A 26845-nucleotide genomic window follows, 5' to 3' on the forward strand; every position below is an offset into this window, starting at 1 on the left:
CGGGGGCGGTTCGATTTGCGCCTGTTGTTTGCCTTGCTGTTGATGCTTGCGACCACCGCCACGGCGGTGGCGGAGCGGCGCGTGGCGCTGGTCATTGCCGATAACGACTACCGGCTGGTGCGGAAGCTCGCCAATCCGGTCAATGACGGCGAGGCGATGGAAGCGGCGCTGAAGACGCTTGGATTCGAGGTCGTTCTCGAAACCAACCGTGATCTCAGGCGCATGCGCCGTGCGCTCGATGATTTTCGCGAGGATGCCAAGGGCGCCGACGTGGCGCTGGTGTATTTCTCCGGCCATGGCGTCGAAATCTCCGGCGACAACCGGCTGCTGCCGGTCGATGCCGATGCCTCCTCGCTCGATCGGCTGGAAAAGACCAGCCTGCCGTTGGAAGAGGTGCGCGACGCGGTGGCCGCCACGGCCAAGGTCGGGCTGATCGTGCTCGACGCCTGCCGCAGCGATCCGTTCACGGGCGGCAGCGGCGACGGACGCGGCGCGACATCGCTGATCAAGGGCCTTGTGGACAAGATCAAGCCGGGCCTCGGACGCGTCGGCAAGGCGGAAAACATCCTGTTCGCCTTTTCGGCGGCGCCCGGCGAGACGGCTGCCGACGGTACCGGTGCGAATTCGCCCTTTACAGCGGCGCTGACCAAATATCTCGGCACCGACGGGCTCGAAATCCGCTCGGTGCTGACGCTGGTGCAGCAGGAGGTCTACGACCTTTCGCGCGGGAAACAGCTGCCCTACGTCGAGAGCGGGCTGCCGAAGCTGTTCTTCGCCTCGGCGGCCAAGGAACAATTGCCGGAGCGCGAGCGGCTGCTGCTTGCCATGGCCGATGTGACGCCGGAAATGCGCGGCGCGGTCGAGCGTGTCGCCAGCGATGCCGACATGCCGCTGGCGCCGCTCTATGGCGCGCTGATCAGTTCCGACACCAGCCATCTCTCCGGCGAAAGCCTGGACGCCAAGCTGCGCGAGGCCGCCGACGCCTTCGTCAAGGTGCGCGGCGAGATGAAGACGCTGGCCGCCGACGACCCGCAGGTGACCGAACTGCGCCGCCAGGCCGAGGAACAGTTGGCGCTCGGCGCTTTCGATGGTGCACGCGTGATCCTCGCCAAGGCCGCCGACGTCGACAATGTCTCGCGCCAGGCGTTGAAGGCCAATTTCGTCAGCCGCACCCTGTCCGAAGCCGCGACGCTATTTCTCTCGGGCGCCGCGGCGCGCGCCACCCTCGACTATGCCACCGCCATCAAGGACTATGAAACGGTGCTGGCGCTCTATGGCGAAGCCGGACAGACCTCTCTCAGCCTGGAACAGGCCGACCGCCAAAGCCGCACGCTGGAAGAGCTCGGCATCCTCTACACAACGATTGGCAAAACCGACGCCGCCGGCCGCGCCTTTGCGGCGCTGGTCGCCAATCTTGAGCAGCGAGCGCGTCAAGAAACCGATCCGAGCGTCAAGCGGGACCTCGCCATCGGCCATATCAAGTTCGCCAACATCAAGATGGCGCAAGGCGATCTGCCGGCCTCCCTGCAAAACTATGAGGCGGCCAGGGACATGCTGCAGGATCTGACTGCAAGGGTCCCTGACAAAAAAGACTGGCTCGGCGATCTGGCCATGGCCAATGACAAGATCGGCAACGTACTGGCGACGCAAGGCGATGCGGGTGCGGCAGCCCAAGCCTATCGGCAAAGCCTGTCCATCAAGCAGCAATTGGCCGACGCCGAGCCGAACAGCGTCTATCTGCTGCGCGGCCTGACCATTACCTACGACGAAATCGGCGGTCTTGCCCGCACCGCCGGCCAGCTGGATGGCGCCCAGACTGCATTCGAAGAGAGCCTGAGAATTCGGCTGGCGCTGGCGCAGAACAACCCCGACGACCCCAGGCATCAGCGCGCCGTCTCCGTCAGCTACACAAGGATCGGCGACGTCCTGCGCGAGCGTGGCGACGCTGCGGGCGCGCTCGACGCCTACCACAAGAGCCAAATAATCGCCGAAGCGCTGGTGCGCCGCGACTCAAACGACACCGATTTGAAGCGCGACCTGTCGGTCGGTTACGCCAAGATCGGCAATGCTTACGGCGACCAGAAGGACTGGCCACTCGCGTTGGAGGCCTACCAGCAAGCGCTGGCCACGGCGCGAGACCTTGCCGCAAGCGACCCAGGCAACACCGACTGGCAGCGCGACCTATCGGTCTGTTTGGAAAAAATTGCCGGCGTGTTTGATGCCCAGGGCAATATCGCCGGTGCTTTGCAGAACTATCAGGACAGTCTCGTTATTGCCAACCGGTTGGCAAATCTCGACCCGGGCAATTCCGACTGGCAGCGCGACCTGTCGATCACGTTCGAGGAAATAGGCCTGCTGGAGACCAAGCAGCGCCACTATGATGGCTCGAAGAAGGCCTTCGAAGCCAGCCTGGCCATCCGCCAGCGGTTGGCCCTGTCCGATCCGGACAATGCGATCTGGCAATTCGATCTGGTACAGGCCTACATCAACTATGCCTATGTGGCGAAGAATCCGAAGGCTGTGTTGTCGCAGGCGCTAGACCTGACGCTGGAGCTTGACCGCACAGGCAAACTGGCGCCGAGGGACAAACCCACGATCAGATATCTGCGCCGACTTCTGGCCAAATTGAAAGCCGCGAAAAAATAGCCGGCTGCCAGCTCGGGATTCAGCCCTGAAATCCCCGCAAACCTTGGAAAAATCGCCTTTTGCGCCTATATCTAGGACATCAAAGCGGCGTGATTCGAAGCCATTTTTTCGCGCTGAGCATGCGGCATCAATCAGACAGGTTTTCATGAGCGATCAAAGCGACAACGCCAACGGCGCTGAGGCCGAATACGGCGCCGATTCCATCAAGGTTTTGAAGGGGTTGGACGCTGTCCGCAAGCGGCCGGGCATGTATATCGGCGACACCGATGACGGCTCGGGCCTGCATCACATGGTCTATGAGGTGGTCGACAACGCCATCGACGAGGCGCTGGCCGGCCATGCCGATCTGGTCACGGTGACGCTCAATCCCGACGGTTCGGTCACCGTTATCGACAATGGCCGCGGGATTCCGACCGATATTCACACTGGCGAAGGCATTTCGGCGGCCGAAGTGATCATGACGCAGCTGCATGCCGGCGGCAAATTCGACCAGAATTCCTACAAGGTGTCTGGCGGCCTGCACGGCGTCGGCGTCTCGGTGGTCAACGCGTTGTCGGCCTGGCTGAAGCTGAAAATCCGCCGCAACGGCCAGATTTTCGAGATGAGCTTCACGCATGGCAATGCCGATGCGCCGCTCAAGGCGACCGGCAGCTATGAGCAGAACAAGCAGCCCGGCACCTATGAGGGCCGCAGCGGTTCCGAGATCACCTTCTTTCCGTCGTCCGAAACCTTCACCATGGTCGAGTTCGACTTCGGCACGCTGGAGCACCGGCTGCGCGAGCTCGCCTTCCTGAATTCCGGCGTGCGCATCATTTTGACCGATGCCCGCCATGCCGATCTCGTGCGCCACGAGTTGCACTATGATGGCGGCCTGGAAGAGTTCGTCAAATATCTCGACCGGGTCAAGAAACCGCTGATCGACAAGCCGATCGCCATCAAGGCCGAGCGCGACGGCATCACCGTCGAAGTGGCGATGTGGTGGAACGACAGCTACCACGAGAACGTGCTGGCCTTCACCAACAACATCCCGCAGCGCGATGGCGGCACCCATCTGGCCGGCTTCCGTGGCGCGCTGACGCGCCAGATCACCGGCTATGGCGAATCGTCGGGCCTGACCAAGAAGGAAAAGGTGGCGCTGATCGGCGACGACTGCCGCGAAGGCCTGACGGCGGTGCTGTCGGTCAAGGTTCCCGATCCGAAATTCTCCTCGCAGACCAAGGACAAGCTGGTCTCGTCAGAGGTGCGGCCCGTGGTCGAAGGCCTGGTCAACGAGGCGCTTGGCACCTGGCTGGAAGAACACCCGACCGAGGGCAAGGTGGTCATCGACAAGGTGATCCAGGCGGCTGCGGCGCGCGAAGCCGCGCGCAAGGCCCGCGACATCACCCGCAAAAGCTCGCTCGGCGTCACCTCTCTGCCCGGCAAGCTTGCCGACTGCCAGGAACGCGACCCGGCGAAATCCGAAATCTTCATCGTCGAGGGTGACTCGGCCGGCGGCTCCGCCAAGGGCGGCCGTTCGCGCCAGAACCAGGCGATCCTGCCGCTGCGCGGCAAGATCCTCAATGTCGAGCGCGCCCGCTTCGACCGCATGCTCGGCTCCGAGATGATCGGCACGCTGATCACCGCGCTCGGCACCTCGATCGGCAAGGACGAGTTCAACGCCGACAAATTGCGCTACCACAAGATCATCCTGATGACCGACGCCGACGTCGACGGCGCCCATATCAGGACCTTGCTGCTCACCTTCTTCTTCCGCCAGATGCCGGAGCTGATCGAGCGCGGCCATCTCTACATCGCCCAGCCGCCGCTCTACAAAGTGACGCGCGGAAAAAGCTCGCAATACATCAAGGACGAGAGCGCCTTCGAGGAATTCCTGATCGGCTCCGGGCTGGAAGAGGCGTCGCTGACGCTTGCCTCCGGCGAGGCGCGGGCCGGACAGGATCTGCGCGGCTCGATCGACGATGCACTGGCAGTACGCCAGCTCATCAACGGGCTGCATACGCGCTACAACAGGGGTGTGGTCGAACAGGCGGCGATCGCCGGCGCGCTCAATGCCGACGTGTTGAACGATCTCGGCCGCGCCAACGCCATGGCCGAGCGCGTCGCCCAGCGCCTCGACATCATTGCCGAAGACACCGAGCGCGGCTGGACCGGCCGGCTGTCGACCTCCAATGAGGGCGTCGGCGGCTACGTGTTCGAACGCACGGTGCGCAGCGTCAAGGAATTCGCGCAGCTCGATGCCGGGCTGATAAATTCGGCCGACGCACGCCAGCTCGACCGCTATGCCCCGCGCCTCATGGAAGTCTATGGCGAGCCGCCGGTGCTGCGCCGCAAGGATGTCTCCGAAGTCATTTCGGGGCCGCTGGCGCTGCTCAACGCGGTGTTTGCGACCGGCCGCAAGGGCCTGACCATGCAGCGCTACAAGGGCCTCGGCGAGATGAATGCCGAACAGCTCTGGGAAACCACGCTCGACCCGAATGTGCGCTCGCTGCTGCAGGTCAAGGTGAATGACGCAACCGATGCTGACAGCTTGTTCTCGCGGCTGATGGGCGACGAGGTCGAGCCGCGGCGCGAATTCATCCAGGACAATGCGCTGTCGGTGGCCAATCTGGACATTTGATGGCTGCGCGCCCATCGCTTCGTCATCCTAGGGCGGAGCAAGGAGCGCAGCGACGCAGCGCAGACCCTAGGATCCATGCCGTGAGGTTAAGGCCTTGAAAACGGTGCAGAATTCTACGCCGCTGCATCATTCGACCGAGGTCACGGAATGGATCCCAGGGTCTTCGCGACGGAGCTTCGCTCCTGCTTCGCCCTAGGATGACGAAGTTGAGGGGCTTCAGTCAATCTCCACTCAACTCGGTTCCAGCTTTCGCCCGAGGTCCACCGCGTCGCGCAGCACTTGCAGATGCGAGCGCGGCGCGGTGCCCGCCGGCAGGGCGATTTCGACGCCGTTTGCCGTCGATGACCAATAAAGCGTGTGGGTGAAGATACGGCCAAGTGAGCTGCGAAGCTCGATCTGGATGTTCTCCACACCGGGGCCGAAGTTTTCCGTCATCGGACCGGAAATCGGATCGCCTGTCGCCCAGCCATTGCCGCGGTCGTAGACGTTCGTCCAGCGCGTTGCCGCAAACACCGCGCCATGATGCACCGCGCGCTGCGCCTTGCCTTGGCTGTGTCCTTCCCGGTAAAGCACGGTGCCGCCGGGGCGCCCGTCATCGGCAATCGGCGGGCAAGCCGAGAACAGGCGCTCGGCAAGGCCACGCCTGAATTCCGCGAGATTGTAGGTCACCAGGAATTCGCTGTGGGAGAGCGGACTGCCAAGCGTGACGAAATCGCTGATCTTCCAGGGCAGCGGGTGGTCGGCGTCCTTGGCCCGAAGCTGCTGGTAGAGCGCCCATTGGCCGCGCCGGAACCCGGCGAGGTCTTCAAGGTTCTTTGGCCACGCTGACCCATCAGAGCCGAGCGTTGCCTTGTCGATGGCCTCGACCGCCGCCAGTTTGGCCTTGTCGCGGACCGCTTCCAGCCTTCGCGGCCGGAACTCGGCCCACAGGATCTGCAGCAAATCATAGGCGATGATCGACCCCAGGCTGTGCGAGACTAGCACGATGCGGTCGTAAGCATCGTCCTTCATCAGCGTCTTGAGCAACGTCAGGCCGCGGTCGCGGATCAGCGCACGCTTCTCGATCGTCGCCGCCTCGGCGCGCACATAAGCGGCGACGTCACCGAAATAGGGCAGGGCGAACTGATCCACCGCCCAGATGACAAAAGAAGCGAGGGTGGTGATCATCAGGCCGGTCGTCAAGGTAACGGCCTGTTGCCAGACCGATGTTGCCAGCACGAGTGCTGCGCCCAGAATGACGATAACGATCAGAAGTGTGGCGACGTAAAGCTTGCGGGCGTCGAGCGGAATGTCGGCGGGCTTGCGCCACAACAGGTTCGTAACCCAGGCGGCCAGCCGGCCGCGCGTCGTGCCTTGCGTGATGTCGGCCCAATAAAGCTCGTAGAAATCGGTACGGCGGCCATCGACGTCGTAGGGCGTGGTGATGCGGCGCAGCTCGTGTGACTTGGTCCGGCTGTCGGGCGTGATCCAGCTCTGGTTGATCGTGGCGCCGGAAACGGCCGGATCGGGAATCTGGGCGTAGGGTGGAGCACGGGTGGGATCGCTGCTCCAGACCGCCTGGACGAATCCCCTCAGCGTACCCATCGGCCGCTGCTCGCCCATGCCGTGCACGATCACCACCGCCTGGCCGGGCTGCGCCTTTTTGTAAGCCAGCGATGCGACAGTCTTGGGCATCAGCGTCTCCGTTGACGACATCCGACGGCGGGATCGCTCATGCTACCCCCGGCTCACCGAGCCAACAATACACGGCAGCCCATGTGGAACTCCGTGAACCAATCCACAGTTTCGCAGTTGTGCCTCGGGCCGCGCGGAAAATAGTTCCGTTCCCGGCAAGCAAATCATTTCATTGCCCTTCGGAACGGAAATCGCTCAGGAACATTGTGACGACATCGATCAATTTCTCGCAGGGAGGCTCTTTATGGGACGCGGTATTTTGCTCTGGTTGCTCGGTATTCCGATCCCGATCATCATTCTCATCATGCTGTTCGTACGGTAGGAGGCGTCGATGCAGTCCACCGTATCGGCTGTCGACGTATCCGCCTCAACGGAATCCTCCGCCCCGGCCGTCAGCTGGGGTCCGATCATCGCCGGCGCCTTCGCGGCCTCGACGCTGACCTTCATCCTCATGCTGCTCGGTTCGGGGCTGGGGCTGACCATGGTCTCGCCGTGGTCCGGCGCCAGTGCCTCGCTGACCACCTTCGCGGTGTCCGGCGCCATCTGGCTCATCATCGTGCAATGGCTGTCCTCCGGGGTCGGTGGCTATCTTGCCGGACGCCTGCGCACCAAATGGGTCGGCATCCACACCGACGAGGTCTATTTCCGTGACACCGCGCACGGCCTCCTCGCCTGGGCGCTGGCGACATTGCTGGTCGTCGGCATTCTCGGGTCGGCGCTGTCGGCAGTGCTTGGTTCAGGCGTGCAGGCGGCTTCTACTGTTGCCTCAGGCGCCGCCATGGGTGCTTCGGCCGGCGCGTCCGCCAATGCCGGCAGCGCACCGGCCGACAATGCAACGTCCTATCTCGTGGATACGCTGTTCCGTCCGGCTGATGCCGCCAGGCTCGCGGCGGCCAATCCGGACAGCGATGCGGCTGCGGCCGGGCAGGCTTCGCGCATCCTCATCGCCAGTGCGGCGGCAGGCGAAGTTTCGGCTGACGACAAGACCTATCTGTCGCAGCTGGTCGCCGCCCGCACCGGGCTTTCCGAGGCCGACGCCAAGGCGCGTGTCGACGCCCTGGTGGCCAGGGTCGAGGACGCCAAGGTCAAGGCAAAGCAGGCCGCCGACGCCGCGCGGAAAGGCAGCGCCACCTTCGCCCTGCTTGGCGCCCTGTCGCTGGTTATCGGCGCCTTCATCGCCAGCGCTGCGGCAGCCCTGGGCGGCAGGCAGCGCGACGACGAGGAAGCGGTTTTCCTGACCAGCCGCTGAACCGGTCTTCAACATCAAAAAGCCCGGTCGAACCGGGCTTTTTTGTTTCCGATGATGGACCGACAACCTTCCAGTGGAAGGTTGCGGCGGCTTAGTGATCCATGGCCTTGACGATTTCCTCGGTCATCTTCTTGGCGTCGCCGAGCAGCATCATGGTGCCGTCCTTGTAGAACAGCGTGTTGTCGATGCCGGCGTAGCCCGAGCCGAGCGAGCGCTTGACGAACAGGCAGGTGCGGGCCTTGTCGACGTCGAGGATCGGCATACCGTAGATCGGCGACGACTTGTCGTCGCGGGCGGACGGATTGGTGACGTCATTGGCGCCGATGACATAGGCGACATCGGCCTGCGCGAACTCGGAGTTGATGTCTTCCAGTTCGAACACTTCGTCATAGGGAACATTGGCTTCGGCGAGCAGCACGTTCATGTGGCCGGGCATGCGGCCGGCCACGGGGTGGATGGCGTATTTGACATCCACGCCATTGGCCTTGAGCTTGTCGGCCATTTCGCGCAGCGCGTGCTGGGCCTGGGCGACCGCCATGCCGTAGCCCGGCACGATGATGACCTTCTGTGCGTTCATCATCAGATAGGCAGCGTCGTCGGCCGAGCCCTGCTTGACCGTGCGTTCGATGCCGTCATCGGCAACCGCCGCGGTCTCGCCGCCGAAGCCGCCGAGGATGACCGAGATGAACGACCGGTTCATGCCCTTGCACATGATGTAGGACAGGATGGCGCCGGACGAGCCGACCAGCGCGCCGGTGATGATCAACGCCAGATTGCCAAGCGTGAAGCCGAGTGCCGCGGCGGCCCAGCCGGAATAGGAATTCAGCATCGAGACGACGACCGGCATGTCGGCGCCGCCGATCGGGATGATCAAGAGGACGCCGAGCGCCAGCGAAGCCGCGACGATCAGCCAGAACACCAGCTTGGCCTCGGTGGTGACCAGAAGCACGATCAGCACGATCAGCGCGATGCCGAGGACCGCGTTGATGATGTGACGGCCGCCGATCATGATCGGCTTGCCCGACATGCGGCCATCGAGCTTGAGGAAGGCGATGACGGAGCCGGTGAAGGTGATGGCGCCGATGGCAACGCCAAGGCTCATCTCGATCAACGCCTGGGCGTGGATGTCGCCATTCGTGCCGATGCCGAAACTTTCCGGCGCGTAGATGGCGGCTGCCGCTACCATGACGGCGGCAAGGCCGACCAGCGAGTGGAAGGCGGCGACCAGCTGCGGCATCGAAGTCATGGCGATGCGGCGCGCTGTAACGGCGCCGACGCCGCCGCCGATGGCCAGACCAAGCACGATCAGGCCGAAGCGCCCGGCGGACGGAGTCGCCAGCGCCAGCGTGGTGGCAATGGCAATGCCCATGCCGATCATGCCGTAGAGATTGCCTTGGCGGCTGGTGGTCGGATGCGACAGGCCGCGCAGCGCCATGATGAACAGGACGCCGGAGACCAGGTAGAGGAAGGACGCGAAGTTGGCGTTCATGGCTCTCTACCGGTCCTTCTTCTTGTACATGGCCAGCATGCGCTGGGTGACCAGGAAGCCGCCAAAGATGTTGACCGAGACCAGCATCAGCGCGACGAAGCCGAAGCCGGTGGCAATGCCGGAGGCCGAGATGCCGACGGCCAGCAGCGCGCCGACGACGATGACCGAGGAGATGGCGTTGGTGACCGCCATCAGCGGCGTGTGCAGCGCCGGCGTCACCGACCAGACGACGTAGTATCCGACGAATATCGCAAGTACGAAGATGGCGAAGCGGAAGACGAAGGGATCGATGGCGCCGCCGGACAGTGCGTGCGCGGCATCGCCCGCCGCATCGGCGCCACCGGGCGCGTTGGCCAGGTTCTGCACAGCCAGCCGGACGGCGGCACTTGCCTGGTCGAGCTGATCGAGGGCTTTCTGCAAGGTCTGATCCATCACGCGATCCCCTTCGGCTTGGCGGCGGACTTGCCGGCAGTGGCTTTGTCGGACGCCTTTTTCGGTGCAGCCTTCTTCGGCGTGGCATCAGCCACCATGGTCTCGGCCGGAATGGCCGCCGGTTCGATATGGGGCTGTTCCGCCGCCTTGGCGAAGGCCGGATGCACCACGCGGCCAGCGTCGGTCAGCATCGTCGCCTTAACCAGATCGTCTTCGCGGTTGATGGCGAGCGTCTTGCTGGTCTTGTCGACCAGCGTCTCGAGGAAGGCGAACAGGTTCCTGGCGTAGAGCAGCGAGGCCGATGCGGCGACGCGGCCGGGCACGTTGAGGTGGCCGACGATCTTAACGTTGTTGGCCGTCGTCACCACCTGACCCGCAACCGCGCCTTCGACATTGCCGCCGCGCTCGACGGCGAGGTCGACGATCACCGAACCCGGCTTCATCGAGGCGACCATCGCCGCCGACACCAGCTTCGGCGCCGGCCGGCCGGGGATCAGCGCCGTGGTGATGACGATGTCCTGCTTGGCGATGTGCTCAGCGGTGAGCGCTGCCTGCTTCGCCTGGTACTCCTTCGACATTTCCTTGGCGTAGCCGCCGGCGGTCTCGGCCGCCTTGAACTCCTCGTCCTCGACGGCGAGGAACTTTGCGCCAAGCGACGCCACCTGTTCCTTGGCGGCGGGACGAACGTCGGTGGCGGTGACGACAGCGCCGAGACGGCGCGCCGTGGCGATCGCCTGCAGGCCGGCAACGCCGACGCCCATGATGAAGATCTTCGCCGCCGGCACGGTGCCGGCCGCAGTCATCATCATCGGCAGCGCGCGGTCATACTCCGATGCGCCGTCAATCACGGCCTGGTAGCCGGCGAGATTGGCCTGCGACGACAGCACATCCATCGACTGCGCCCGGGTGATGCGCGGCATGAACTCCATCGAGAAGGCGGTGACCCCAGCCTCGGCAAGCGCCGCGACCGCGGCATCATTGCCGTAGGGATCCATGATGGCGATGACCGCCGCACCCGATTTGTAGCCCTTCAGCTCGGCGTCGGTCGGCCGGCGCACCTTCAGCACCACATCCGCCCGGCTCGCATCCGAAGCCTTGCCGATCGCGGCGCCCGCCTTGGCGAACTCCTCATCGGGAATGCGCGACCTGGTGCCGGCGCCTGTCTCGACGGTGACGTCGAAGCCCAGCGCCGCCAGCCGCTTCACGGTATCGGGCGAGGCCGCGACACGAGGCTCGCTGGCATCGAGCTCGCGAGGGATGAAAACCGTCTGTCCCACCGCATGATCCTTTCGGCTGGAACCTGTTTGCGCAAGAGTGCGGCTTTGCGAAAGAGTGCGGCCGGATGTCCGGCTACGCCCTTGGCAAGGGTCTGAAGAGACTATCGGAGAATGAAGGCGCCGAGGGCGAGGATCAGCACGAACAGGGTGGTCGCGGAGAAGAAGCCGCCTGCGAAGAAGCCGAAAGCCATGGCCAGGAGCAGGGCGCCGCAGAACAGCGAGCCGTATTTGGCCAGCGCCAGAAAGCCATGATAGGTGCGGTCATGTTCGGCATAGTCCATCTTCGCGCCCAGTTCGACAGGACCGGTCGGCGTGTGATCAGCCATAGGAATACCCCTTCGAAGACATCTTTGAGGCACATAGCGAAAAGCCGGGCCAAGAGCAATGGCGCTATTGCCGCACGACCAGTGACAACAGCCTCAAAGGAATGTTGAAAGCCGGCGGTAGGGCTTGTCGGCGGCCTAACGTCGAACGTTGAGGGTTTTGCGTTTCAACCGGCTAGATGCGGAAACAGCCCGAGCAGCCCAATGACGATCAGATAGAGCGCGACGATGTAGTTGAGCAGCCGCGGCATCACCAGGATCAGCACGCCGGCAATCAGCGAGATCAGCGGGGTCAGTGCTAGCTCGGGAATATGCATGTCGGTTCCTTTCTATGGCCGCGTCGGCGTCGTCCAGAACGCGGAAGCGGCGGGAAAGCTCCAGAGCTCGCGTGCCGAATTACGCAGGCTTCAGTGGTGTCAGGCGGCTTCGCGGAAAAACTTGGCGGTGGGCAGGATGGTTAGCGGTGCGAGTTCGCCGCTCTTGGGGCGTTGGAAGAGCATGCGCTGCTCGAACGGCGTGGAGTTGAAGAACGGGAAGCGATCCAGCGTCGCCTGCATGTTTTCGGAGCACTTCGACTGGAACAGATGCACGGGAACGGTGAGACCGGGATAGATGCGCGGGGGCACCGCCTGCTCGGAACGGAAGATGCGATGATAGAAGCCGGCATGCTCTTCCTTGACCGCCGTCAGGCAATATGTCGGTTTGAAGTGGCTGCAAGCTACGACCGCAAGCCTGAGCGTCACGTAGGGCAGCACGCGCAGGCTGGTCGACCACTCGATATCGGCAGCGAAACGGCTTGGATCGACGAACGTCTCGCCAACTGCCAGCCGCCGCGCAAGCGTGTCGCCGAACACGGCGGTGCTGGGGGAAACAGGGTATTTCGCGCAGGCGTAGTGGATTCTGATGGTGCTGACCAGAACACCATCGAAGAACACGCCAAATCGGTAGGAATTGCGCAGATCGTCGAAGTCGTCCTTTACCATACGCGAGGCATCGGGCTTCACCATGCCAGCATGAAGGTAGGATTTGTAGCGAAGTCGATAGATGGCTTCCAAATCCTCGGCACCGTCGCAAAGGCGATACTCGACGTGCTCCAGGACGTCCATGATATGACGAGAAAACACCGAAGGAGACTGAGCGGTGGCCCTAGAAGCCACCAGAGGCATACCTGCTAGCTGAGTCTCCATTGTTACCCTCGTGCCGTCGCAACTAAACCATACCGGACGACCGAATGAACAAGAAGATGAAACTCTAATCGTCTGTGTTTACCGAATATTAACGTTAACAATAGGTTAACGTTTTGGCAATACACAGCTTTTTGACGGCTTTCAAGCGCGATTTAAAGGTTGGGCTTCATGTGGTCGCGAGTTTGGCGACGGGCCGCAATTCCGCGGCGAAGGGCCAGGTCACATTGGACATCGTTTCGATGCCGGACGCGCTGAGAGCTGCGCCGAAGAGGAAGCCCTGGACGAGGTCGGGTTTCACCGAATGCACCAGGATCTTCAGCTGTTCGAACGTTTCCACACCTTCGATGGTGACGGTCAGCCCGAGCACGCGGGTCAGGTCGACGATGCCCTTCAACAAATCGAGCGAACGCTTGTTCTGGGTCACGTCCATCAGGAACGAACGGTCGATCTTGATCTTGTCTAGCGGCAGCTTGTGGAGGTAGCTCAGGCTTGAATAGCCGGTGCCGAAATCGTCGAGCGCGATGCGCACGCCAAGCTGCTTCAGTTCCTCGATATACTGGCGCGTCAGCGATTTGTCGTCGAGCAGCGCGGTTTCGGTGACTTCGATCTCGAGGCGGCCAGCGGCGAGCCCCGAAGTGGCAAGCGCGTCGCGAACCTTCTGGACGACGTCGCGGCTGCGGAAATCCTTGGCCGAAAGGTTGACCGACACGCTGGTCTGTGCGGGCCATTTGGCGCATTCGGCGCAGGCCGCCGCGAGCACGAAGGTGCTGATCTCGGAAATGATGCCCATTTCTTCGGCCAGCGGAATGAAGACGCTGGGCGAAACCGGCCCGAGGTCGGGATGATCCCAGCGGCACAGCGCCTCGCAGCTGGCGATGCGCATGGTGTTCATCGCCACGATGGGCTGATAGACCACCCGCAAGGCCTTGCCCTCCACAGCCGTGCGCAGGTCGGCCTTCATCATCTGGCGGTTGCGGAACGCCGCATCCATCGCCGCCTCGAAGAGTCGCCAGTTGTTCTTGCCGAGTTCCTTGGCCTTGTAGAGCGCCAGATCGGCCTTGACGATCATGGCGTCGACATCGGTGTCCTCGACCCTGGACAGCACGGCGCCCGCGCTTGCCTGGATGCGCAGGCTGTGACCAGCGACATCGACTTCGCCCTGCAGATCGGCAAAGATCTGGTCGAGCAGGCCGGTCAGATGGCTTTCATCCTCGACGCGGTCGAAGAAGATCATGAACTCGTCGCCGCCGAAGCGGCTGACATTGACGCCTTGCCCGGCGACGGCCGCCAGTCGCTCGGCAACGGCATAGATCAGCCCATCGCCGACTGGATGGCCAAGTGTGTCGTTGACGCTCTTGAAATCGTCGAGATCGAGCACCGCCAGGGCGCACAGCCGGTCGCGGCTGCCCGACGCCATGGCCTCGCCGACGAGCTCATGGAAATAGGCGCGGTTCGGCAGGCCGGTGAGGCTGTCATAGCGCGCCATGAAGCGGATCTTTTCTTCGGACTCGACGCGGGCGGTGACGTCCTCGAACGTGATGACGCCGAGGTCCTGATTGCCCTCGCGGGCCGAGAACTCGTAGTGCTGGCCATTGGAGAAGGAGACCAGCACCTTGCGGTCACGGCCTTCGCGCAACGCGCGCGTCAGCTGCGCTTCGACATAGCGGCAGTCTTTCGGCGCCAGCATGCCGCCCGCAACGCCGCGCAGGAGCAGCGAATGGATCGACCGCCCGAGCAGCTGGTCGGGCGAGCGCAGCGACATCAGATGCGCTGCTTCGGCATTGCCGACCACGACCTTGCCGTCGGGTCCGAGCATGACCAGGCCATGCGACATGGTGTTGAGTGCGCGGTTGAAGCGCTGCGCGATTTGCCTCGCCTGCTTATGCCCGACCACGGCCGAGAACAGCACGTTGCGCACATGGTCGGCACTGCCCTTGATGATGAACATGAACGGGATGATGAGCAGCCCAAGCACGACACTGGGGATGTCAAACCTGAGGATAAGGGCTGCTGCGATCGGCCCGACGAAGGTTACCGCGAAGATCGTGACCATGCGGGGCGAGCCGTAGTTTCGGCCTACGACCGTGACCAGAGAGCCAAGCGTTATGGCGAGCGCTGCGATCTCGGCATACGCATCCGAGTAGACATAGATCGAAATGAAGCAGAACAGGCCCAGCATCAGCCCCTGGATGCTGCCGTTCAGGATATATTCGCGCTCCCATCGTGTCGCATCCAAGGCATCGTGGATGGAACCACCCAGGCGATGGAACCGCCGCAAGCTGAAATACCGCCAAACGCCGATGCCAAGCAGTGCTCCGGCAAGAACCAGGAAGACAGGCTGGCCGTTGCGCCAATAGACCATAAGGCTGGCGGTTGCGTGGCAAAGCGCGCCAATGACCAGCATATGCGCGTTGTCAAACAACGAGCGCACAAACTGGATATAAACATCCACAGGGATGTTATCGGTCTTTGTTCTGCCCATTACTGGCGCCCAACTGAACCACAGCCTTGGCATAGTCCCATTAAAAAACCTTTAGCTCGCGCTGAAGGGCCTGTTTTTCCGGCCCTTTTGGCTACTCAGCGGCTTGTAATGCGCTTGGCTGCACCGGCAACTTGAATCGTTCAAGAAGGCGATTTCGTTCATCCGCCGCCTTTTCGGCGCTGGCCTGCCTGACATGGCCGTAGCCGCGAATGAGCGCCGGCACCGAGGCAAGGGCGATGGCGGCCTCGATCCTGCCTGGCGCAAGTGCTTTGGCGACAAGCTCCAGATCGGCCTCATAGCCGGCCAGAAGCTGCCGCTCCATGCGCCGCTCAGTGCTGTAGCCGAACACGTCGAAGGCCGTGCCGCGCAGGCCTTTCAGCGCCGCCAGCAGGCGAAATCCCTTCATCATCCACGGGCCGAAGCTCGATTTCCTCGGCTTGCCGTCATTGCCGCGCCTGCCCATGATCGGCGGCGCCAGATGAAATTCGAGCTTTTCGTAGCTCTGGAACTGTTTTGAGAGCTCCATAGCGAAGGAGCCGTCGGTGTAGAGCCGCGCCACCTCATATTCGTCCTTGATCGCCATCAGCTTGAACAGGTTTCTGGCGGCGGCCTCGGTCACCGCGGTCGAGCCAGGCACGGCCTTGGCCTCGGCAGCACGCAAAACCGCCAGCTTCTCGGCGTAGCGCCTGCCATAGGCGGCATTCTGATAGGCAGAGAGGAAAGCGACGCGGCGGGCGATGATATCGTCCAGCGTCTTGGCGATCTCAGTGGCCTTGCCCGGCTGGGCGACCAGGCCGCGCACAAACTCCGGCTGATGCGCGGCGCGCCGGCCCCAGCGGAAGGCGGCGATGTTCATCGCCACCGCCTCGCCGTTCAATTCGATTGCATTTTCAACGGCTTGCGCCGACAGCGGCAGCCCGCCATGCTGGAAGGCGAAGCCGAGCATGAACATGTTGGCGCCGAGCGAATTGCCGAACAATTGGGTGGCGGTGCCCGTCGCGTCGAAGAAATGCGTCTTGTCGTCGCCAGCGGCAGCGCGGATCGCCTTCTTCAGGCGCTCGATGGGCAGCGAGAAATCGGCCGAGCGGGCGAACTCGCCAGGCATGATCTCGGCGGTGTTGGCAAGGAAGATGGTATGGCCTTCGCGCACCGCGCCAAGCACCTTCTTGGCGCCGGACACGACAAGGTCGCAGCCGAGTACCAGGTCGGCCTTGCCGGCCGAAACGCGGATCGCGTGGATGTCGTCCGGCGTGCGGGCGATGCGGACATGAGTGAACACCGAACCGCCCTTCTGGGCGAGGCCGGCCATGTCGATCATGCCGCAGCCCTTGTCCTCGAGATGGGCGGCCATACCGAGCACAGCACCTATGGTGACGACGCCGGTGCCGCCGACGCCGTCGATGATCGCCGCCCAACCCTCGCTACCGAGCGGGAATTCGGCTGGCACCGGCACGCCGTCAAGCGGGTCGGAGCGCCCGGCAATGCCTTCGGCCTTCCTGATCTTGGCGCCGTGCACGGTGACGAAGGACGGGCAGAAGCCGTTGACGCAGGAGAAGTCCTTGTTGCAGCTCGACTGGTCTATTCTGCGCTTGCGGCCGAACTCGGTTTCGACCGGCTGGATCGAGACGCAGTTCGATTGCACCCCGCAATCGCCGCAGCCCTCGCAGACCAGTTCGTTGATGAAGACCCGCTTGTCGGGATCCGGGAAGGTGCCGCGCTTGCGGCGGCGGCGCTTTTCGGCGGCGCAGGTCTGGTCGTAGAGCAGCACCGAGACGCCCTTGACGTCGCGCAGCTCGCGCTGAACGAGGTCGAGGTCGTCGCGGTGGTGGATGGTGGCGCCGAAGGGGAATTCGGCCTTCCCCGCATATTTGTCCGGCTCGTCGGTGACGATGGCGATGCGCTCGACGCCTTCGGCGCGCACCTGCCTGGCGATCATGTCGACAGTCAGGCCGCCCTCATGCGGCTGGCCGCCGGTCATGGCGACGGCGTCGTTGTAGAGGATCTTGTAGGTGATGTTGGCATCGGTCGACAGCGCGAAGCGGATCGCCAGCGTGCCGGAGTGATTGTAGGTCCCGTCGCCGAGATTCTGGAAAATGTGGCCGCGCTTGGAGAATGGCGCCTGGCCGACCCATTGTGCGCCCTCGCCGCCCATGGCGGTGAAGCCGACCGTGTTGCGGTCCATCCACAGCGCCATGAAATGGCAGCCGATACCGGCGGCGGCGATCGAGCCGTCCGGCACCTTGGTCGAGGAATTGTGCGGGCAGCCGGAGCAGAAGAACGGCGTGCGCGAACCGATATCGCTGGTGTCGGCAAGCATCGCCTGGAACTGGCGCAGCTTTGCCACCTTTGCAGTGATCTCTTCCGAAGGGCCGATTGTGCGCAGGATGCGCTCGCCCAGCGCAATGGCGATCTCGTTGGGGTCGAGCGCGCCCTTGGCCGGGAACAGCCAGTCGCCGCGCTCGTCCTTCTTGCCGACGATCATCGGCTGGGTGGCGGTGCCGTAGAGGTTTTCGCGCAGTTGCACCTCGATCAGCGAGCGCTTCTCCTCGACGACGACGATGGTATCGAGGCCGCGGGCGAATTCGGCGATATGCTGCAGGTCGAGCGGCCAGGGGCAGCCGACCTTGAACAGGCGGATGCCGATGCGGTTGGCGGCGGCCTCGTCGATGCCGATGTCTTCCAGCGCCTGGCGGACATCGAGATAGCTCTTGCCCAGCGTGATGATACCGAGCTTCGGCGCGCGGCCGCCCGAATAGACGATGCGGTTCAGGCCGTTGGCATGGATGAAGGCGGATGCAGCGGCGCGCTTGTATTCATGCAGCCGCTCCTCCTGGCCGAGCATGTCGATCTCATCGCGGATGTTGAGGCCGCCGGGCGGCATATCGAACTCCGGCACGACGATGTTCAGGCGCTCGAGCGCGGCATCGACGGAGGCCGTGGATTCGATGTTGTCCTTGACGCATTTGATAGCCGCCCAGGTGCCGGCGAAGCGCGACATGGCAAAGCCGTAGAGGCCGTAGTCGATGATCTCCTGAACGCCGGCCGGGTTGAGGATCGGCACCATGGTGTCGACGAACAGGAATTCGGTGGCGTGCGCATTGGTCGATGATTCGGCCATATGATCGTCGCCCATCAGCGCAAGCACGCCGCCATACTTCGACGTTCCCGCGAGATTGGCGTGGCGGAAAACGTCGCCGGAGCGGTCGACGCCCGGTCCCTTGCCGTACCAGACCGAAAACACCCCGTCATGCTTGCCTTCGCCCATTAATTCCGTCTGCTGAGAGCCCCAGCAGGCGGTGGCGGCAAGCTCCTCGTTGAGGCCGGGCTGGAAGACGATGTCGGCCTGCGCCAGCTGCTTTTTCGCCCGCCACAGCTGCATATCGAGGCCGCCGAGCGGCGAGCCGCGATAACCGGACACGAAGCCGGCCGTGTTGAGGCCGGCCCGGCGGTCGCGCTCGCGTTGCATCAAAAGCATGCGGATGACCGCCTGTGCGCCGGACAGGAAGATGCGCTCCTTACCAAGATCGAACTTGTCGTCGAGCGCGACGTCGTGCAGCGTCATCAGGCATTTCCTCTGCGGAGACAGCACCGGGGGCGCGCAGCCAACGTAGGAGTGAGATGGCGCAGTCTTTCTCCGCTTGCAAGGCAGGTCAAACGAAATCGAAAGTGCCAGGCAAAGCGCAACGAACGATCCGCTGCCGTCGCGTATTCGGCACGAAATCGGTCCGCGGCGGTTGTCCGGCGACCAGAAATTTCCACGCAGTCGCGCCGGGCAAAGACGCGTCAGCCTTTCGAGCAATCCGGCTTCGGCTCACCCGGCAGCTTGCCGTCGGGATGGCCGGCAAGATCGGGATTGGCCGTATAGAGCTGGTCGACCACCAGCGGCCGGTCGGGAAGGATCGACTGGTCCTCGCTCGACATCAGCGTCGTGTCGATCTTCTGCAGGAACGTGCCGTCAGGACCCCTGATGCTGATCGAAATCGCATAGGGCTTGTCCTTGACGATACAGGTCAGCGCCGGGCTTTCCAGGCTGACCTTGTCGAGCTTCGGCCAGACCTTCTGCTCGATCACCAGGGGAGGACCGCCGGCCGGATTCTGGAAACTGGCGACCGCAACCTGGCCTTCGCCCATCGGCTGCAGGGGCCGCAGCGTCACGACATAGGTCGCCCGGGCGAGACGGTAGTTGAAGACGACGACCTTGCCGGAAACCTCGAACAGCTTGCCGTCGCCGCCGGTGTCGCGGCAGGCGCCAAGCGCAACGGCTGCAATGAGCGCAGCACCGACAAGGATCGAACGAAAAACAACCCTAGGCATTGTTGACCTCATGGGGCGCCGTGCGGCGGCGGCGATAGTGACGGCTTGCTTTCTGGCGGTTGCCGCACACAGCCATATCGCACCAAAGGCGGCTGGAATTGCGGCTCCTGTCGACGAACAGCCAGCTGCAATTGGGACAGATCCTGAGCCTGGCGACCGTGTCGTCGCGCAGCAGCGACAAGGCCGAAACCGCCAGCGCCGCCTCGAACGCGATCGGCGTCGATGGGTCGCCGAACGGTCTACCCGGTGCGCCGATTTCGGCCAGGCTCCGGTCGAGGCCGTTGGCGCAGGCCTTGAGAAAAGCGGCGAGGTCGCCGGCGGCAAGCGCACCTTTCGACACCGCGCCGCGAAACAGGCAGTCGGTCGTCTCGCGGATCGCCAGCACCACCGGGGCGATCCTGTCCGGCGAGGTCGCCTCCAGCGGTCTGCCGCCAAGCTCGGCACCGCGAAAGCCGCTTGCGGCATCGGCGAAGCGCGCGATCTCGGCCGGATCGTCAAAACGGTCGAAGGTCTTTTCCGGATCGTTGCGCAACACCACGGTGTTGGCCGTATCGAGCGCAAGAATGCCGCCGGTGAAGCGATGCGGGGTCCAAGATACCGTCATATCAGAAATCTAACCGATAAACCGCATTTGACAAGTTAGATTCTAGGATGCAAACATTGGCGCGGGCTCCAGCGCCCGGAAAGCTGTCTATGCTCTACTTCTTCCAGCAGGTGCTGAACGGGCTGCATTCCGGCGCGCTCTATGCGCTGCTTGCCTTCGGCTACGTGCTGACCAACGGCATCCTGCACCGGACCAATCTCGCCTATGGCGCGCTGTTCGCCTTTTGCGGCCAGACGATGATCCTGACCGTGGCCTTCGGCTATCAGGTATTGTGGCTGACCTTGCTGGCGGCAGTAGTGCTCGGCGTCGTCACGGCTTTCCTTTATGCCGCGCTGATCGGCCACGTGCTGTCGCGCAGCGTCTTCGAACCGCTGGCCGACCGCACGCCCAATGCCATTGTGGTGACGACGCTCGGCATCCTGCTCGTGCTGTCGGAAGCAAGCCGTATCGCCGCCGACACGCATGACTGGTGGCTGCCGCCGATGCTGGCGCAACCCATTGTCTTCGCTCAGGATGCCGGCTTCCAGGCGACGCTGACGCTGATCCAGCTCATCGATTGCGCGGTGGTTCTGGCAGCGATCATGCTCGCTGCATGGGCGTTTGCCCGCTCAGGCTTCGGTCGCCGTTGGCGCGCCGTCTCCGACGATCCCAAAGCGGCTGCCATGTGCGGCGTGGACGTGCGCGCAGTGTTCCGGCATGCGGTGCTGTTCGGCGGTTTCTGCGCCGCGCTGGCCGGAATCATGGCCGCCCTTTACTACGGCAATGTCAGCTTCGGCTCCGGCCTCGTCTACGGGCTGAAAATCCTGTTCGTGACGGCGGTGGGCGGCTATCTCTCTCCGCCTCGGGCGGCGCTCGGTGCGGCCGCCTTCGGCATGACGGAGTCGCTATGGGCCGGCTATTTCCCGATCGAATGGCGCGATGGCTGGATGTATCTGTTCCTGGTCGCGGCACTTGTGCTGATCGGTCCCGGCCGCGACCAGCAGAAGATCGCCTGATCGCCGCATCCGCTGTCAGACTTTGGTTGCATGACGCAGCAGCCGGTCGGCACTTATCCCCTGCCTCCCGTCACGACGGCGTTGATCGCGCCCATGCCATGTTGACCCGCCGAACCACGCACGGCATACCGTTGGGCCACAGCGGCGCGACGGAAAATAGGGGAGCCGGCGCGCCTTCGACCTCAGGGAGGAAATGCATGGCAGGGCTGCTCGCTCTATCCAGAACGATCGACCGTATGAACGAGTTCATCGGCCGGTGGATATCGTGGCTGATCCTGCTGGCAATCCTGGTCAGCGCCGCCAATGCCATCATCCGCAAGGTCTTCGACGTCTCGTCGAATGCCTGGCTGGAACTGCAGTGGTACCTGTTCGGCGCCGCCTTCATGCTGGCCGCCGCCTACACGCTGAAACAGAACGACCATATCCGCATCGACATCGTCTACGGCATGTGGTCGCGCCGCGTGCAGCACTGGATCGACCTGCTCGGCCATGTCTTCTTCCTGATGCCGTTCGTGACGCTGATGGTGATCTATTTTATACCCTACGTGTCGCTGTCGTTCCGCAGCGGCGAAATGTCGAACAATTCCGGCGGCCTGATCATCTGGCCGGCCAAGGCGATCCTGCTCGTCGGCTTCTTTCTGCTGGCGCTGCAGGGCATCTCCGAGATCATCAAGAAGATCGCCATCATGCGCGGCGACATGGACGATCCCAATCCGTTCATCTCGGTGCACGAACAGGCCGAGCTCGAGGCGAAAGCCCTTGCCGAAGAAGCCAAGGCGCTCGCCCAGGAGGCGCGCCCATGATCGAGTTCATCGCCCAGAACATGGCGCCGATCATGTTCGCTTCGCTGATCATCTTCCTGCTGATCGGCTATCCCGTCGCTTTTTCACTCGCCGCAAACGGCCTGATGTTCTTCTTCATCGGCGTCGTGCTGTCGCCCTATTCGGGCGGCTCGATCAACCTGGCGTGGCCGCTGCTGCATGCGCTGCCCGACAATTTCTACGGCAGCCGGGTGATGTCGAACGACACGCTCTTGGCAATCCCGTTCTTCACCTTCATGGGCATCGTGCTGGAACGATCGGGCATGGCCGAGGACCTGCTCGACACGATCGGCCAGCTGTTCGGCCCGGTTCGCGGCGGCCTTGCCTATGCGGTGATCTTCGTCGGTGCGCTGCTGGCAGCAACCACCGGCGTCGTGGCGGCGTCGGTCATCGCCATGGGACTTATCTCGCTGCCGATCATGCTGCGCTACGGCTATGACCGACGACTGGCGTCGGGCGTCATCGCGGCATCCGGCACACTCGCCCAGATCATCCCGCCGTCGCTGGTGCTGATCGTTCTGGCCGACCAGCTCGGCCGTTCGGTCGGCGACATGTATGCCGGCGCGCTGATCCCCGGCCTGGTGCTGACCGGCCTTTACACGCTCTACATCCTGATCATGTCGATCGTCCGGCCGAACTCGATGCCGGCGTTGCCGCTGGCGGCCCGCACGCTTGGCCACGGCGTGCTGTCGCTGCTCGCGGCACTGCTGGTGGCAGTCGCGGCTTCCTATGCGGCCTATCGCTACCTTGCGCCGGCGCATGGCGACAATGCCGATATCCTTGGCGCCAGCATCGGCGTGATCCTGATCTATATCGTGGCGATCGCCGACAAGGGCCTGAACATCAACATGATGTCCAGGCTGGCGCAGCAGGTGATCATCGTTTTGATCCCGCCTCTGGCACTGATCTTCCTGGTGCTGGGCACCATCTTCCTCGGCATCGCAACCCCGACGGAGGGCGGCGCCATGGGCGCGGTTGGCGCCCTGGCGATGGCGGCAATGAAGGGGCGGTTGTCGCTGGAGGTCATCAAGCAGGCGCTGGCTTCGACGACCAGGCTTTCCTCCTTCGTGCTGTTCATCCTGATCGGCGCGCGGGTGTTCTCGCTGACCTTCTACGGCGTCAACGGCCACGTCTGGGTCGAGCATTTGTTGACGTCGCTGCCGGGCGGCGAAGTCGGCTTCCTGATCGGCGTCAACATCCTGGTCTTCGTGCTCGCCTTCTTCCTCGATTTCTTCGAGCTCGCCTTCATCATCGTGCCGCTTTTGGCGCCGGCAGCCGATAAGCTCGGCATCGACCTGATCTGGTTCGGCGTGCTGCTCGGCGTCAACATGCAGACAAGCTTCATGCACCCGCCTTTCGGCTTTGCGCTGTTCTACCTGCGCTCTGTCGCCGCGCGCGTGCCCTATCTCGATCGCCTCACCGGCAAGCAGATCGCGCCGGTGACCACCGGCCAGATCTATTGGGGCGCCGTGCCCTTCGTCTGCATCCAGGTGATCATGATCGGGCTGACCATCGCCTTCCCGCAAATGGTCATGCGCTACAAGGGTGCGGCCGTCGATCCGGGAACGATCGAGATCAACTTGCCTGATATGCCAGGCCTTGCGCCTCTCGGCACACCACCACCAGCCAACGGTGGCCCATCACTCGCGGCGCCACCGTCGAACGATCTCTCGCAGCCGCCGAATTTCGGCGAGACGCCGCCCGCCAAGCCGGCGGCGCCGGCGACCGACCTGTCGCAGCCGCCGAACTTCAACTGATGTGTGAACACTGAGAACCTGAGTGAGGATGTTATGAGAGCCGTGCGCCTGGAAGCCGTGGGCAGCATTGCGGTACGGGAGGTCGACAAGCCTGTTGCGGGACCGCAGGACGTTCTGGTGCGCGTCGAAGCCTGCGGCGTTTGCGGCACCGACCGTCACCTCCTCCACGGCGAATTCCCTTCAAGCCCGCCGGTGACGCTTGGTCACGAATTCTGCGGCATCGTGGAGGCTGTCGGTGATGCGGTTTCCGGCATCGCCATCGGTGACCGTGTTACCGGCGATCCCAACATCTTCTGCGGACGCTGCAGTCATTGTCGGGCTGGCCGGGTCAATTTGTGCAGCAATCTCAGGGCCATCGGCATCCATCGCGACGGCGGCTTCGCCGACTATGTCGTGATGCCGCAGAGCCAGGCCTTTCTTCTGCCTGCGAACCTCGAGCCAACGCATGGCGCCTTCTGCGAGCCGCTGGCCTGCTGCCTGCACGCTGTCGACCTCGCCGGAATCAGACCCGGCGCTGCCGTGGTGGTGCTTGGTGGCGGCGTCATCGGCCTGCTTACCGTGCAATTGGCGAGGCTCGCAGGAGCGGCGACCATCATCCTGTCGACGCGGCAGGCCTCCCGCCGTGCGCTCGCCGAAGAGCTCGGTGCAACGGCGACGGTCGACCCAAGCGCGGTCGACCCGATCGAGGCGATCGCCGGCCCAGCCGGCCTTGTGCCCGGCGGGGCCGACGTGGTGCTCGAATGCGCCGGTGTCCCCGATACCGTCGAACAATCGATGCGGCTGGCGAAGTCCGGCGGCACGGTGGTGATCGTCGGCGTGATGCCGCAAGGCGTGAAAGTGCCCTTCGAACCGTTCGACATCCTGTTTCGCGAGCTGAAGGTTCTCGGCTCGTTCATCAATCCCTTCACCCACAGGCGGGCGGCGGACCTTGTCGCGTCCGGCGCAATCGAGATCGACAAGCTCATCTCAAGGCAGGTCGGCCTGGAGGAAGCCGCCTCGGTGATCGCCAATCCGGCAGCGCCCGGCGAGGTCAAGGTGTTGGTGGTGCCGGGCAGGGAATGAAGGGCAGCCTCAATCCTGCGGCGTTGGCGATTGGCGAAACGGCGATGACCGCGCCCCTCTCCCCGTCACTATACGGGGAGAGGATGCCGGTGTCCGAACCGGATAGATAGGTAACAGAATGGACCGATAGCATGGGTGACAGTTTTCTTGTCCGCCGGAGGACGGGCGATGGTTTGGCGAGAGACTGGCATCATGGACGAGCGGCTACGGTTTGTTGTGGAGTGTCTTTCTGGGGATGAGACGATGGTTGCGCTTTGTGCGGCCTACGGGATCTCACGCAAGAACGGCTACAAATGGCTAGGACGCTATCGGACGTTTGGGCCTGAGGGTTTGCACGACCTGCCGCGAGCCCCGCTCAATCATGGCCGGGCGACAGCTCAGGATCTGGTTGAGCGGATTGTGGCGGCCAAGGAGTTGCATCCGCTCTGGGGGCCAAAGAAGATCGTGGCGCGGCTCAGGCGCACGGCTCCCGAGTTCATGTGGCCTTCAGCCTCGACGGTCGGTGCGATCCTTGCGCGACATGGGCTTGTCAGCGCTCGCAAGCGGCCACGGCTATGTATCCGGTTCAAAGTGTTACCCATTTATCGGCTGGACACCGGCAGGCAGGTGAGGGGCAGCGTCAACGCTTGGAAAGATAAGCTATATTTCGGGGCGGCTACCAAGCCCAAGGCGATCAATCGCCGAAGTTTGCGCCGCCCCTCATCCCCCTGCCGGGACCTTCTCCCCGTATAGTGACGGGGAGAAGGGGCAGATCCCAGCCTACAGTTTGCCGTTGCGTTGCTGGACCATCATGAAGGTGTCGTAATTGTACTCGGCCACCTGGGCCCACAGATAGTGCTCCTTGCGGAAGCCCTTGATCGAGTCCCAGATCTTCTTGAACGGCGCGTTGGTGGCTTCCATTTCGGTGTAGACCTCATTGGCCTTCTCGAAACAGGCGGCCATGATGTCCTGGCTGAACGGGCGCAATTTCGCGCCGCCGGCCACCAGCCGCTTCACCGCTGCAGGATTGAGAAAATCGTATTTCTGCAGCATGTTGGCATCCGCCGCCTGCGCGGCGGTGTGCACAAGCGACTTGTAGGCGGGCGACAGCTCCTCGTACTTGGCCTTGTTGAACAACAGATGGACGGTCGGGCCGCCTTCCCACCAGCCGGGATAATAGTAGTAGGGCGCGACCTTGTAGAAGCCGAGCTTCTCGTCGTCATAGGGGCCGACCCATTCGGCGGCGTCGATCGTGCCTTTTTCCAGCGCCGGATAAATGTCGCCACCGGCGATCTGCTGCGGCACGACACCCAGCTTCTGCACAACTTTGCCGGCAAAGCCGCCGATGCGCATCTTTAGGCCGGAGAGGTCGGCGACCGTGTTGATCTCCTTGCGGAACCAGCCGCCCATCTGCACGCCGGTGTTGCCGCCGGGCAGGCCGAACAGGCCTTGCGTGGCGAGAAACTCGTTGAACAGGTCGATGCCGCCGCCATGATAGTGCCAGGCATTCATGCCGCGCGCGTTGAGCGAGAACGGCACCGCCGCACCGAGCGCCCATGTCGGGTCCTTGCCCCAATAATAGTATGACACCGTGTGGCAGGCCTCGACGGTGCCGGCCGTGGTGGCGTCGGCGGCCTGCAGGCCGGGTACGAGTTCGCCGGAGGCGAAGACCTGGACCTGGAAATTGCCGTCCGTCGCCTCAGACAGCATCTTGGAGAAGACTTCGGCGCCGCCATAGATCGTATCGAGTGACTTGGGGAAAGATGACGCCAGCCGCCACGTCACTTTCGGATTGGACTGGGCGATTGCCGGTGCGGCTAGCGTCGCGGCAGCCGCCGCTGCGCCCACGCCGGTGACCCCGGCCTTGCGGATGAATGAACGACGATCCATGCAGAACCTCCCTTTTGGACCAACAAACCGACATCAGGGACGTCTCC

Annotated in this window: 19 protein-coding genes and 1 pseudogene; 8 read left to right on the forward strand and 12 right to left on the reverse strand. The window is 63.3% G+C overall.

Annotated features, from left to right (window positions below; genetic code table 11):
• The first annotated feature begins 15 nt into the window (after positions 1-15).
• Entirely contained in the window at positions 16-2646 is a 2631-nt protein-coding gene (locus tag NLY37_RS25065) for a caspase family protein (protein WP_023742602.1), read from the forward strand.
• 145 nt (positions 2647-2791) lie between these two features.
• Positions 2792-5263: a DNA topoisomerase (ATP-hydrolyzing) subunit B gene (gene gyrB / locus NLY37_RS25070; protein WP_023732636.1), complete on the forward strand. Its 2472-nt coding sequence runs from the start codon at positions 2792-2794 to the stop codon at positions 5261-5263.
• Between the two features lie 231 nt (positions 5264-5494).
• Here gyrB and NLY37_RS25075 read toward each other — a convergent pair whose 3' ends face one another.
• Positions 5495-6937, reverse strand: coding sequence for a hypothetical protein (locus NLY37_RS25075; protein ID WP_023736882.1), 1443 nt, complete (start codon positions 6935-6937; stop codon positions 5495-5497).
• Positions 6938-7268: 331 nt separating this feature from the next.
• On the opposite strand from NLY37_RS25075, the gene NLY37_RS25080 reads away from it, so the two are divergent.
• Positions 7269-8186, forward strand: coding sequence for a membrane protein (locus NLY37_RS25080; RefSeq protein WP_023700421.1), 918 nt, complete (start codon positions 7269-7271; stop codon positions 8184-8186).
• Between the two features lie 91 nt (positions 8187-8277).
• On the opposite strand, the gene NLY37_RS25085 is transcribed toward NLY37_RS25080, so the two are convergent.
• The 10 genes from NLY37_RS25085 to NLY37_RS25130 all read right to left on the reverse strand — a co-directional run bounded on the left by NLY37_RS25085 (position 8278) and on the right by NLY37_RS25130 (position 20294).
• Positions 8278-9675 (reverse strand): NAD(P)(+) transhydrogenase (Re/Si-specific) subunit beta, encoded by a 1398-nt coding sequence (locus NLY37_RS25085; RefSeq protein WP_023671337.1) that lies wholly within the window; start codon positions 9673-9675, stop codon positions 8278-8280.
• A 6-nt stretch (positions 9676-9681) separates the two neighbouring features.
• Positions 9682-10107, reverse strand: coding sequence for a proton-translocating transhydrogenase family protein (locus NLY37_RS25090; protein ID WP_032885960.1), 426 nt, complete (start codon positions 10105-10107; stop codon positions 9682-9684).
• Complete coding sequence (locus tag NLY37_RS25095; RefSeq protein WP_023742601.1) at positions 10107-11384, reverse strand: Re/Si-specific NAD(P)(+) transhydrogenase subunit alpha; 1278 nt, start codon at positions 11382-11384, stop codon at positions 10107-10109. The genes NLY37_RS25090 and NLY37_RS25095 overlap by 1 nt, the downstream gene beginning before the upstream one ends.
• Positions 11385-11485: 101 nt before the next feature.
• Positions 11486-11710, reverse strand: coding sequence for an aa3-type cytochrome c oxidase subunit IV (locus NLY37_RS25100; RefSeq protein ID WP_023742600.1), 225 nt, complete (start codon positions 11708-11710; stop codon positions 11486-11488).
• A 164-nt stretch (positions 11711-11874) separates the two neighbouring features.
• Complete coding sequence (locus tag NLY37_RS25105; RefSeq protein ID WP_023671341.1) at positions 11875-12024, reverse strand: DUF3096 domain-containing protein; 150 nt, start codon at positions 12022-12024, stop codon at positions 11875-11877.
• Between the two features lie 99 nt (positions 12025-12123).
• Positions 12124-12894 (reverse strand): N-acyl amino acid synthase FeeM domain-containing protein, encoded by a 771-nt coding sequence (locus NLY37_RS25110; RefSeq protein ID WP_023742599.1) that lies wholly within the window; start codon positions 12892-12894, stop codon positions 12124-12126.
• Positions 12895-13060: 166 nt separating this feature from the next.
• Positions 13061-15376: a putative bifunctional diguanylate cyclase/phosphodiesterase gene (locus tag NLY37_RS25115; RefSeq protein WP_023714564.1), complete on the reverse strand. Its 2316-nt coding sequence runs from the start codon at positions 15374-15376 to the stop codon at positions 13061-13063.
• 91 nt (positions 15377-15467) lie between these two features.
• The gene (locus tag NLY37_RS25120; protein WP_023746549.1) at positions 15468-18938 is read right to left on the reverse strand and encodes an indolepyruvate ferredoxin oxidoreductase family protein; all 3471 of its coding nucleotides are present in this window, start codon (positions 18936-18938) and stop codon (positions 15468-15470) included.
• A 221-nt stretch (positions 18939-19159) separates the two neighbouring features.
• Complete coding sequence (locus NLY37_RS25125) at positions 19160-19690, reverse strand: hypothetical protein (protein WP_023671345.1); 531 nt, start codon at positions 19688-19690, stop codon at positions 19160-19162.
• Entirely contained in the window at positions 19683-20294 is a 612-nt protein-coding gene (locus tag NLY37_RS25130; protein WP_023683519.1) for a CGNR zinc finger domain-containing protein, read from the reverse strand. Before NLY37_RS25130 ends, NLY37_RS25125 begins: the two co-directional genes overlap by 8 nt.
• Positions 20295-20383: 89 nt before the next feature.
• On the opposite strand from NLY37_RS25130, the gene NLY37_RS25135 reads away from it, so the two are divergent.
• The 5 genes and pseudogenes from NLY37_RS25135 to NLY37_RS25155 all read left to right on the forward strand — a co-directional run.
• Positions 20384-21289: a branched-chain amino acid ABC transporter permease gene (locus NLY37_RS25135; protein ID WP_023683518.1), complete on the forward strand. Its 906-nt coding sequence runs from the start codon at positions 20384-20386 to the stop codon at positions 21287-21289.
• Positions 21290-21486: 197 nt separating this feature from the next.
• Positions 21487-22092, forward strand: a complete 606-nt coding sequence (locus NLY37_RS25140; protein WP_023671348.1) for a TRAP transporter small permease subunit — start codon at positions 21487-21489, stop codon at positions 22090-22092.
• On the forward strand, positions 22089-23867 hold the full coding sequence (locus NLY37_RS25145) for a TRAP transporter large permease (protein WP_023742597.1): 1779 nt from the start codon (positions 22089-22091) through the stop codon (positions 23865-23867). The genes NLY37_RS25140 and NLY37_RS25145 overlap by 4 nt, the downstream gene beginning before the upstream one ends.
• A 33-nt stretch (positions 23868-23900) precedes the next feature.
• A complete protein-coding gene (locus tag NLY37_RS25150; protein ID WP_023742596.1) occupies positions 23901-24929 on the forward strand; it encodes a zinc-dependent alcohol dehydrogenase family protein in 1029 nt (342 codons plus the stop codon).
• A gap of 168 nt (positions 24930-25097) precedes the next feature.
• Positions 25098-25472: pseudogene (locus NLY37_RS25155) on the forward strand (helix-turn-helix domain-containing protein); the annotation flags it as partial.
• A 216-nt stretch (positions 25473-25688) separates the two neighbouring features.
• Here NLY37_RS25155 and NLY37_RS25160 read toward each other — a convergent pair.
• Entirely contained in the window at positions 25689-26798 is a 1110-nt protein-coding gene (locus tag NLY37_RS25160; protein WP_023671351.1) for a TRAP transporter substrate-binding protein, read from the reverse strand.
• Positions 26799-26845 lie beyond the last annotated feature (47 nt).

The sequence above is a fragment of the Mesorhizobium sp. C395A genome (assembly GCF_030323205.1).
Taxonomy (GTDB): Bacteria; Pseudomonadota; Alphaproteobacteria; order Rhizobiales; family Rhizobiaceae; genus Mesorhizobium.

Bases quoted from the DNA above. Each gene is read 5' to 3' on its own strand.
- gyrB (WP_023732636.1), top strand. From the start codon at position 2,792: ATGAGCGATCAAAGCGACAACGCCAACGGCGCTGAGGCCGAATACGGC.
- NLY37_RS25075 (WP_023736882.1), bottom strand. From the start codon at position 6,937: ATGCCCAAGACTGTCGCATCGCTGGCTTACAAAAAGGCGCAGCCCGGC.
- NLY37_RS25080 (WP_023700421.1), top strand. From the start codon at position 7,269: ATGCAGTCCACCGTATCGGCTGTCGACGTATCCGCCTCAACGGAATCC.
- NLY37_RS25085 (WP_023671337.1), bottom strand. From the start codon at position 9,675: ATGAACGCCAACTTCGCGTCCTTCCTCTACCTGGTCTCCGGCGTCCTG.
- NLY37_RS25090 (WP_032885960.1), bottom strand. From the start codon at position 10,107: ATGGATCAGACCTTGCAGAAAGCCCTCGATCAGCTCGACCAGGCAAGT.
- NLY37_RS25100 (WP_023742600.1), bottom strand. From the start codon at position 11,710: ATGGCTGATCACACGCCGACCGGTCCTGTCGAACTGGGCGCGAAGATG.
- NLY37_RS25105 (WP_023671341.1), bottom strand. From the start codon at position 12,024: ATGCATATTCCCGAGCTAGCACTGACCCCGCTGATCTCGCTGATTGCC.
- NLY37_RS25110 (WP_023742599.1), bottom strand. From the start codon at position 12,894: ATGGAGACTCAGCTAGCAGGTATGCCTCTGGTGGCTTCTAGGGCCACC.
- NLY37_RS25115 (WP_023714564.1), bottom strand. From the start codon at position 15,376: ATGGGCAGAACAAAGACCGATAACATCCCTGTGGATGTTTATATCCAG.
- NLY37_RS25120 (WP_023746549.1), bottom strand. From the start codon at position 18,938: ATGACGCTGCACGACGTCGCGCTCGACGACAAGTTCGATCTTGGTAAG.
- NLY37_RS25125 (WP_023671345.1), bottom strand. From the start codon at position 19,690: ATGCCTAGGGTTGTTTTTCGTTCGATCCTTGTCGGTGCTGCGCTCATT.
- NLY37_RS25130 (WP_023683519.1), bottom strand. From the start codon at position 20,294: ATGACGGTATCTTGGACCCCGCATCGCTTCACCGGCGGCATTCTTGCG.
- NLY37_RS25135 (WP_023683518.1), top strand. From the start codon at position 20,384: ATGCTCTACTTCTTCCAGCAGGTGCTGAACGGGCTGCATTCCGGCGCG.
- NLY37_RS25140 (WP_023671348.1), top strand. From the start codon at position 21,487: ATGGCAGGGCTGCTCGCTCTATCCAGAACGATCGACCGTATGAACGAG.
- NLY37_RS25145 (WP_023742597.1), top strand. From the start codon at position 22,089: ATGATCGAGTTCATCGCCCAGAACATGGCGCCGATCATGTTCGCTTCG.
- NLY37_RS25150 (WP_023742596.1), top strand. From the start codon at position 23,901: ATGAGAGCCGTGCGCCTGGAAGCCGTGGGCAGCATTGCGGTACGGGAG.
- NLY37_RS25160 (WP_023671351.1), bottom strand. From the start codon at position 26,798: ATGGATCGTCGTTCATTCATCCGCAAGGCCGGGGTCACCGGCGTGGGC.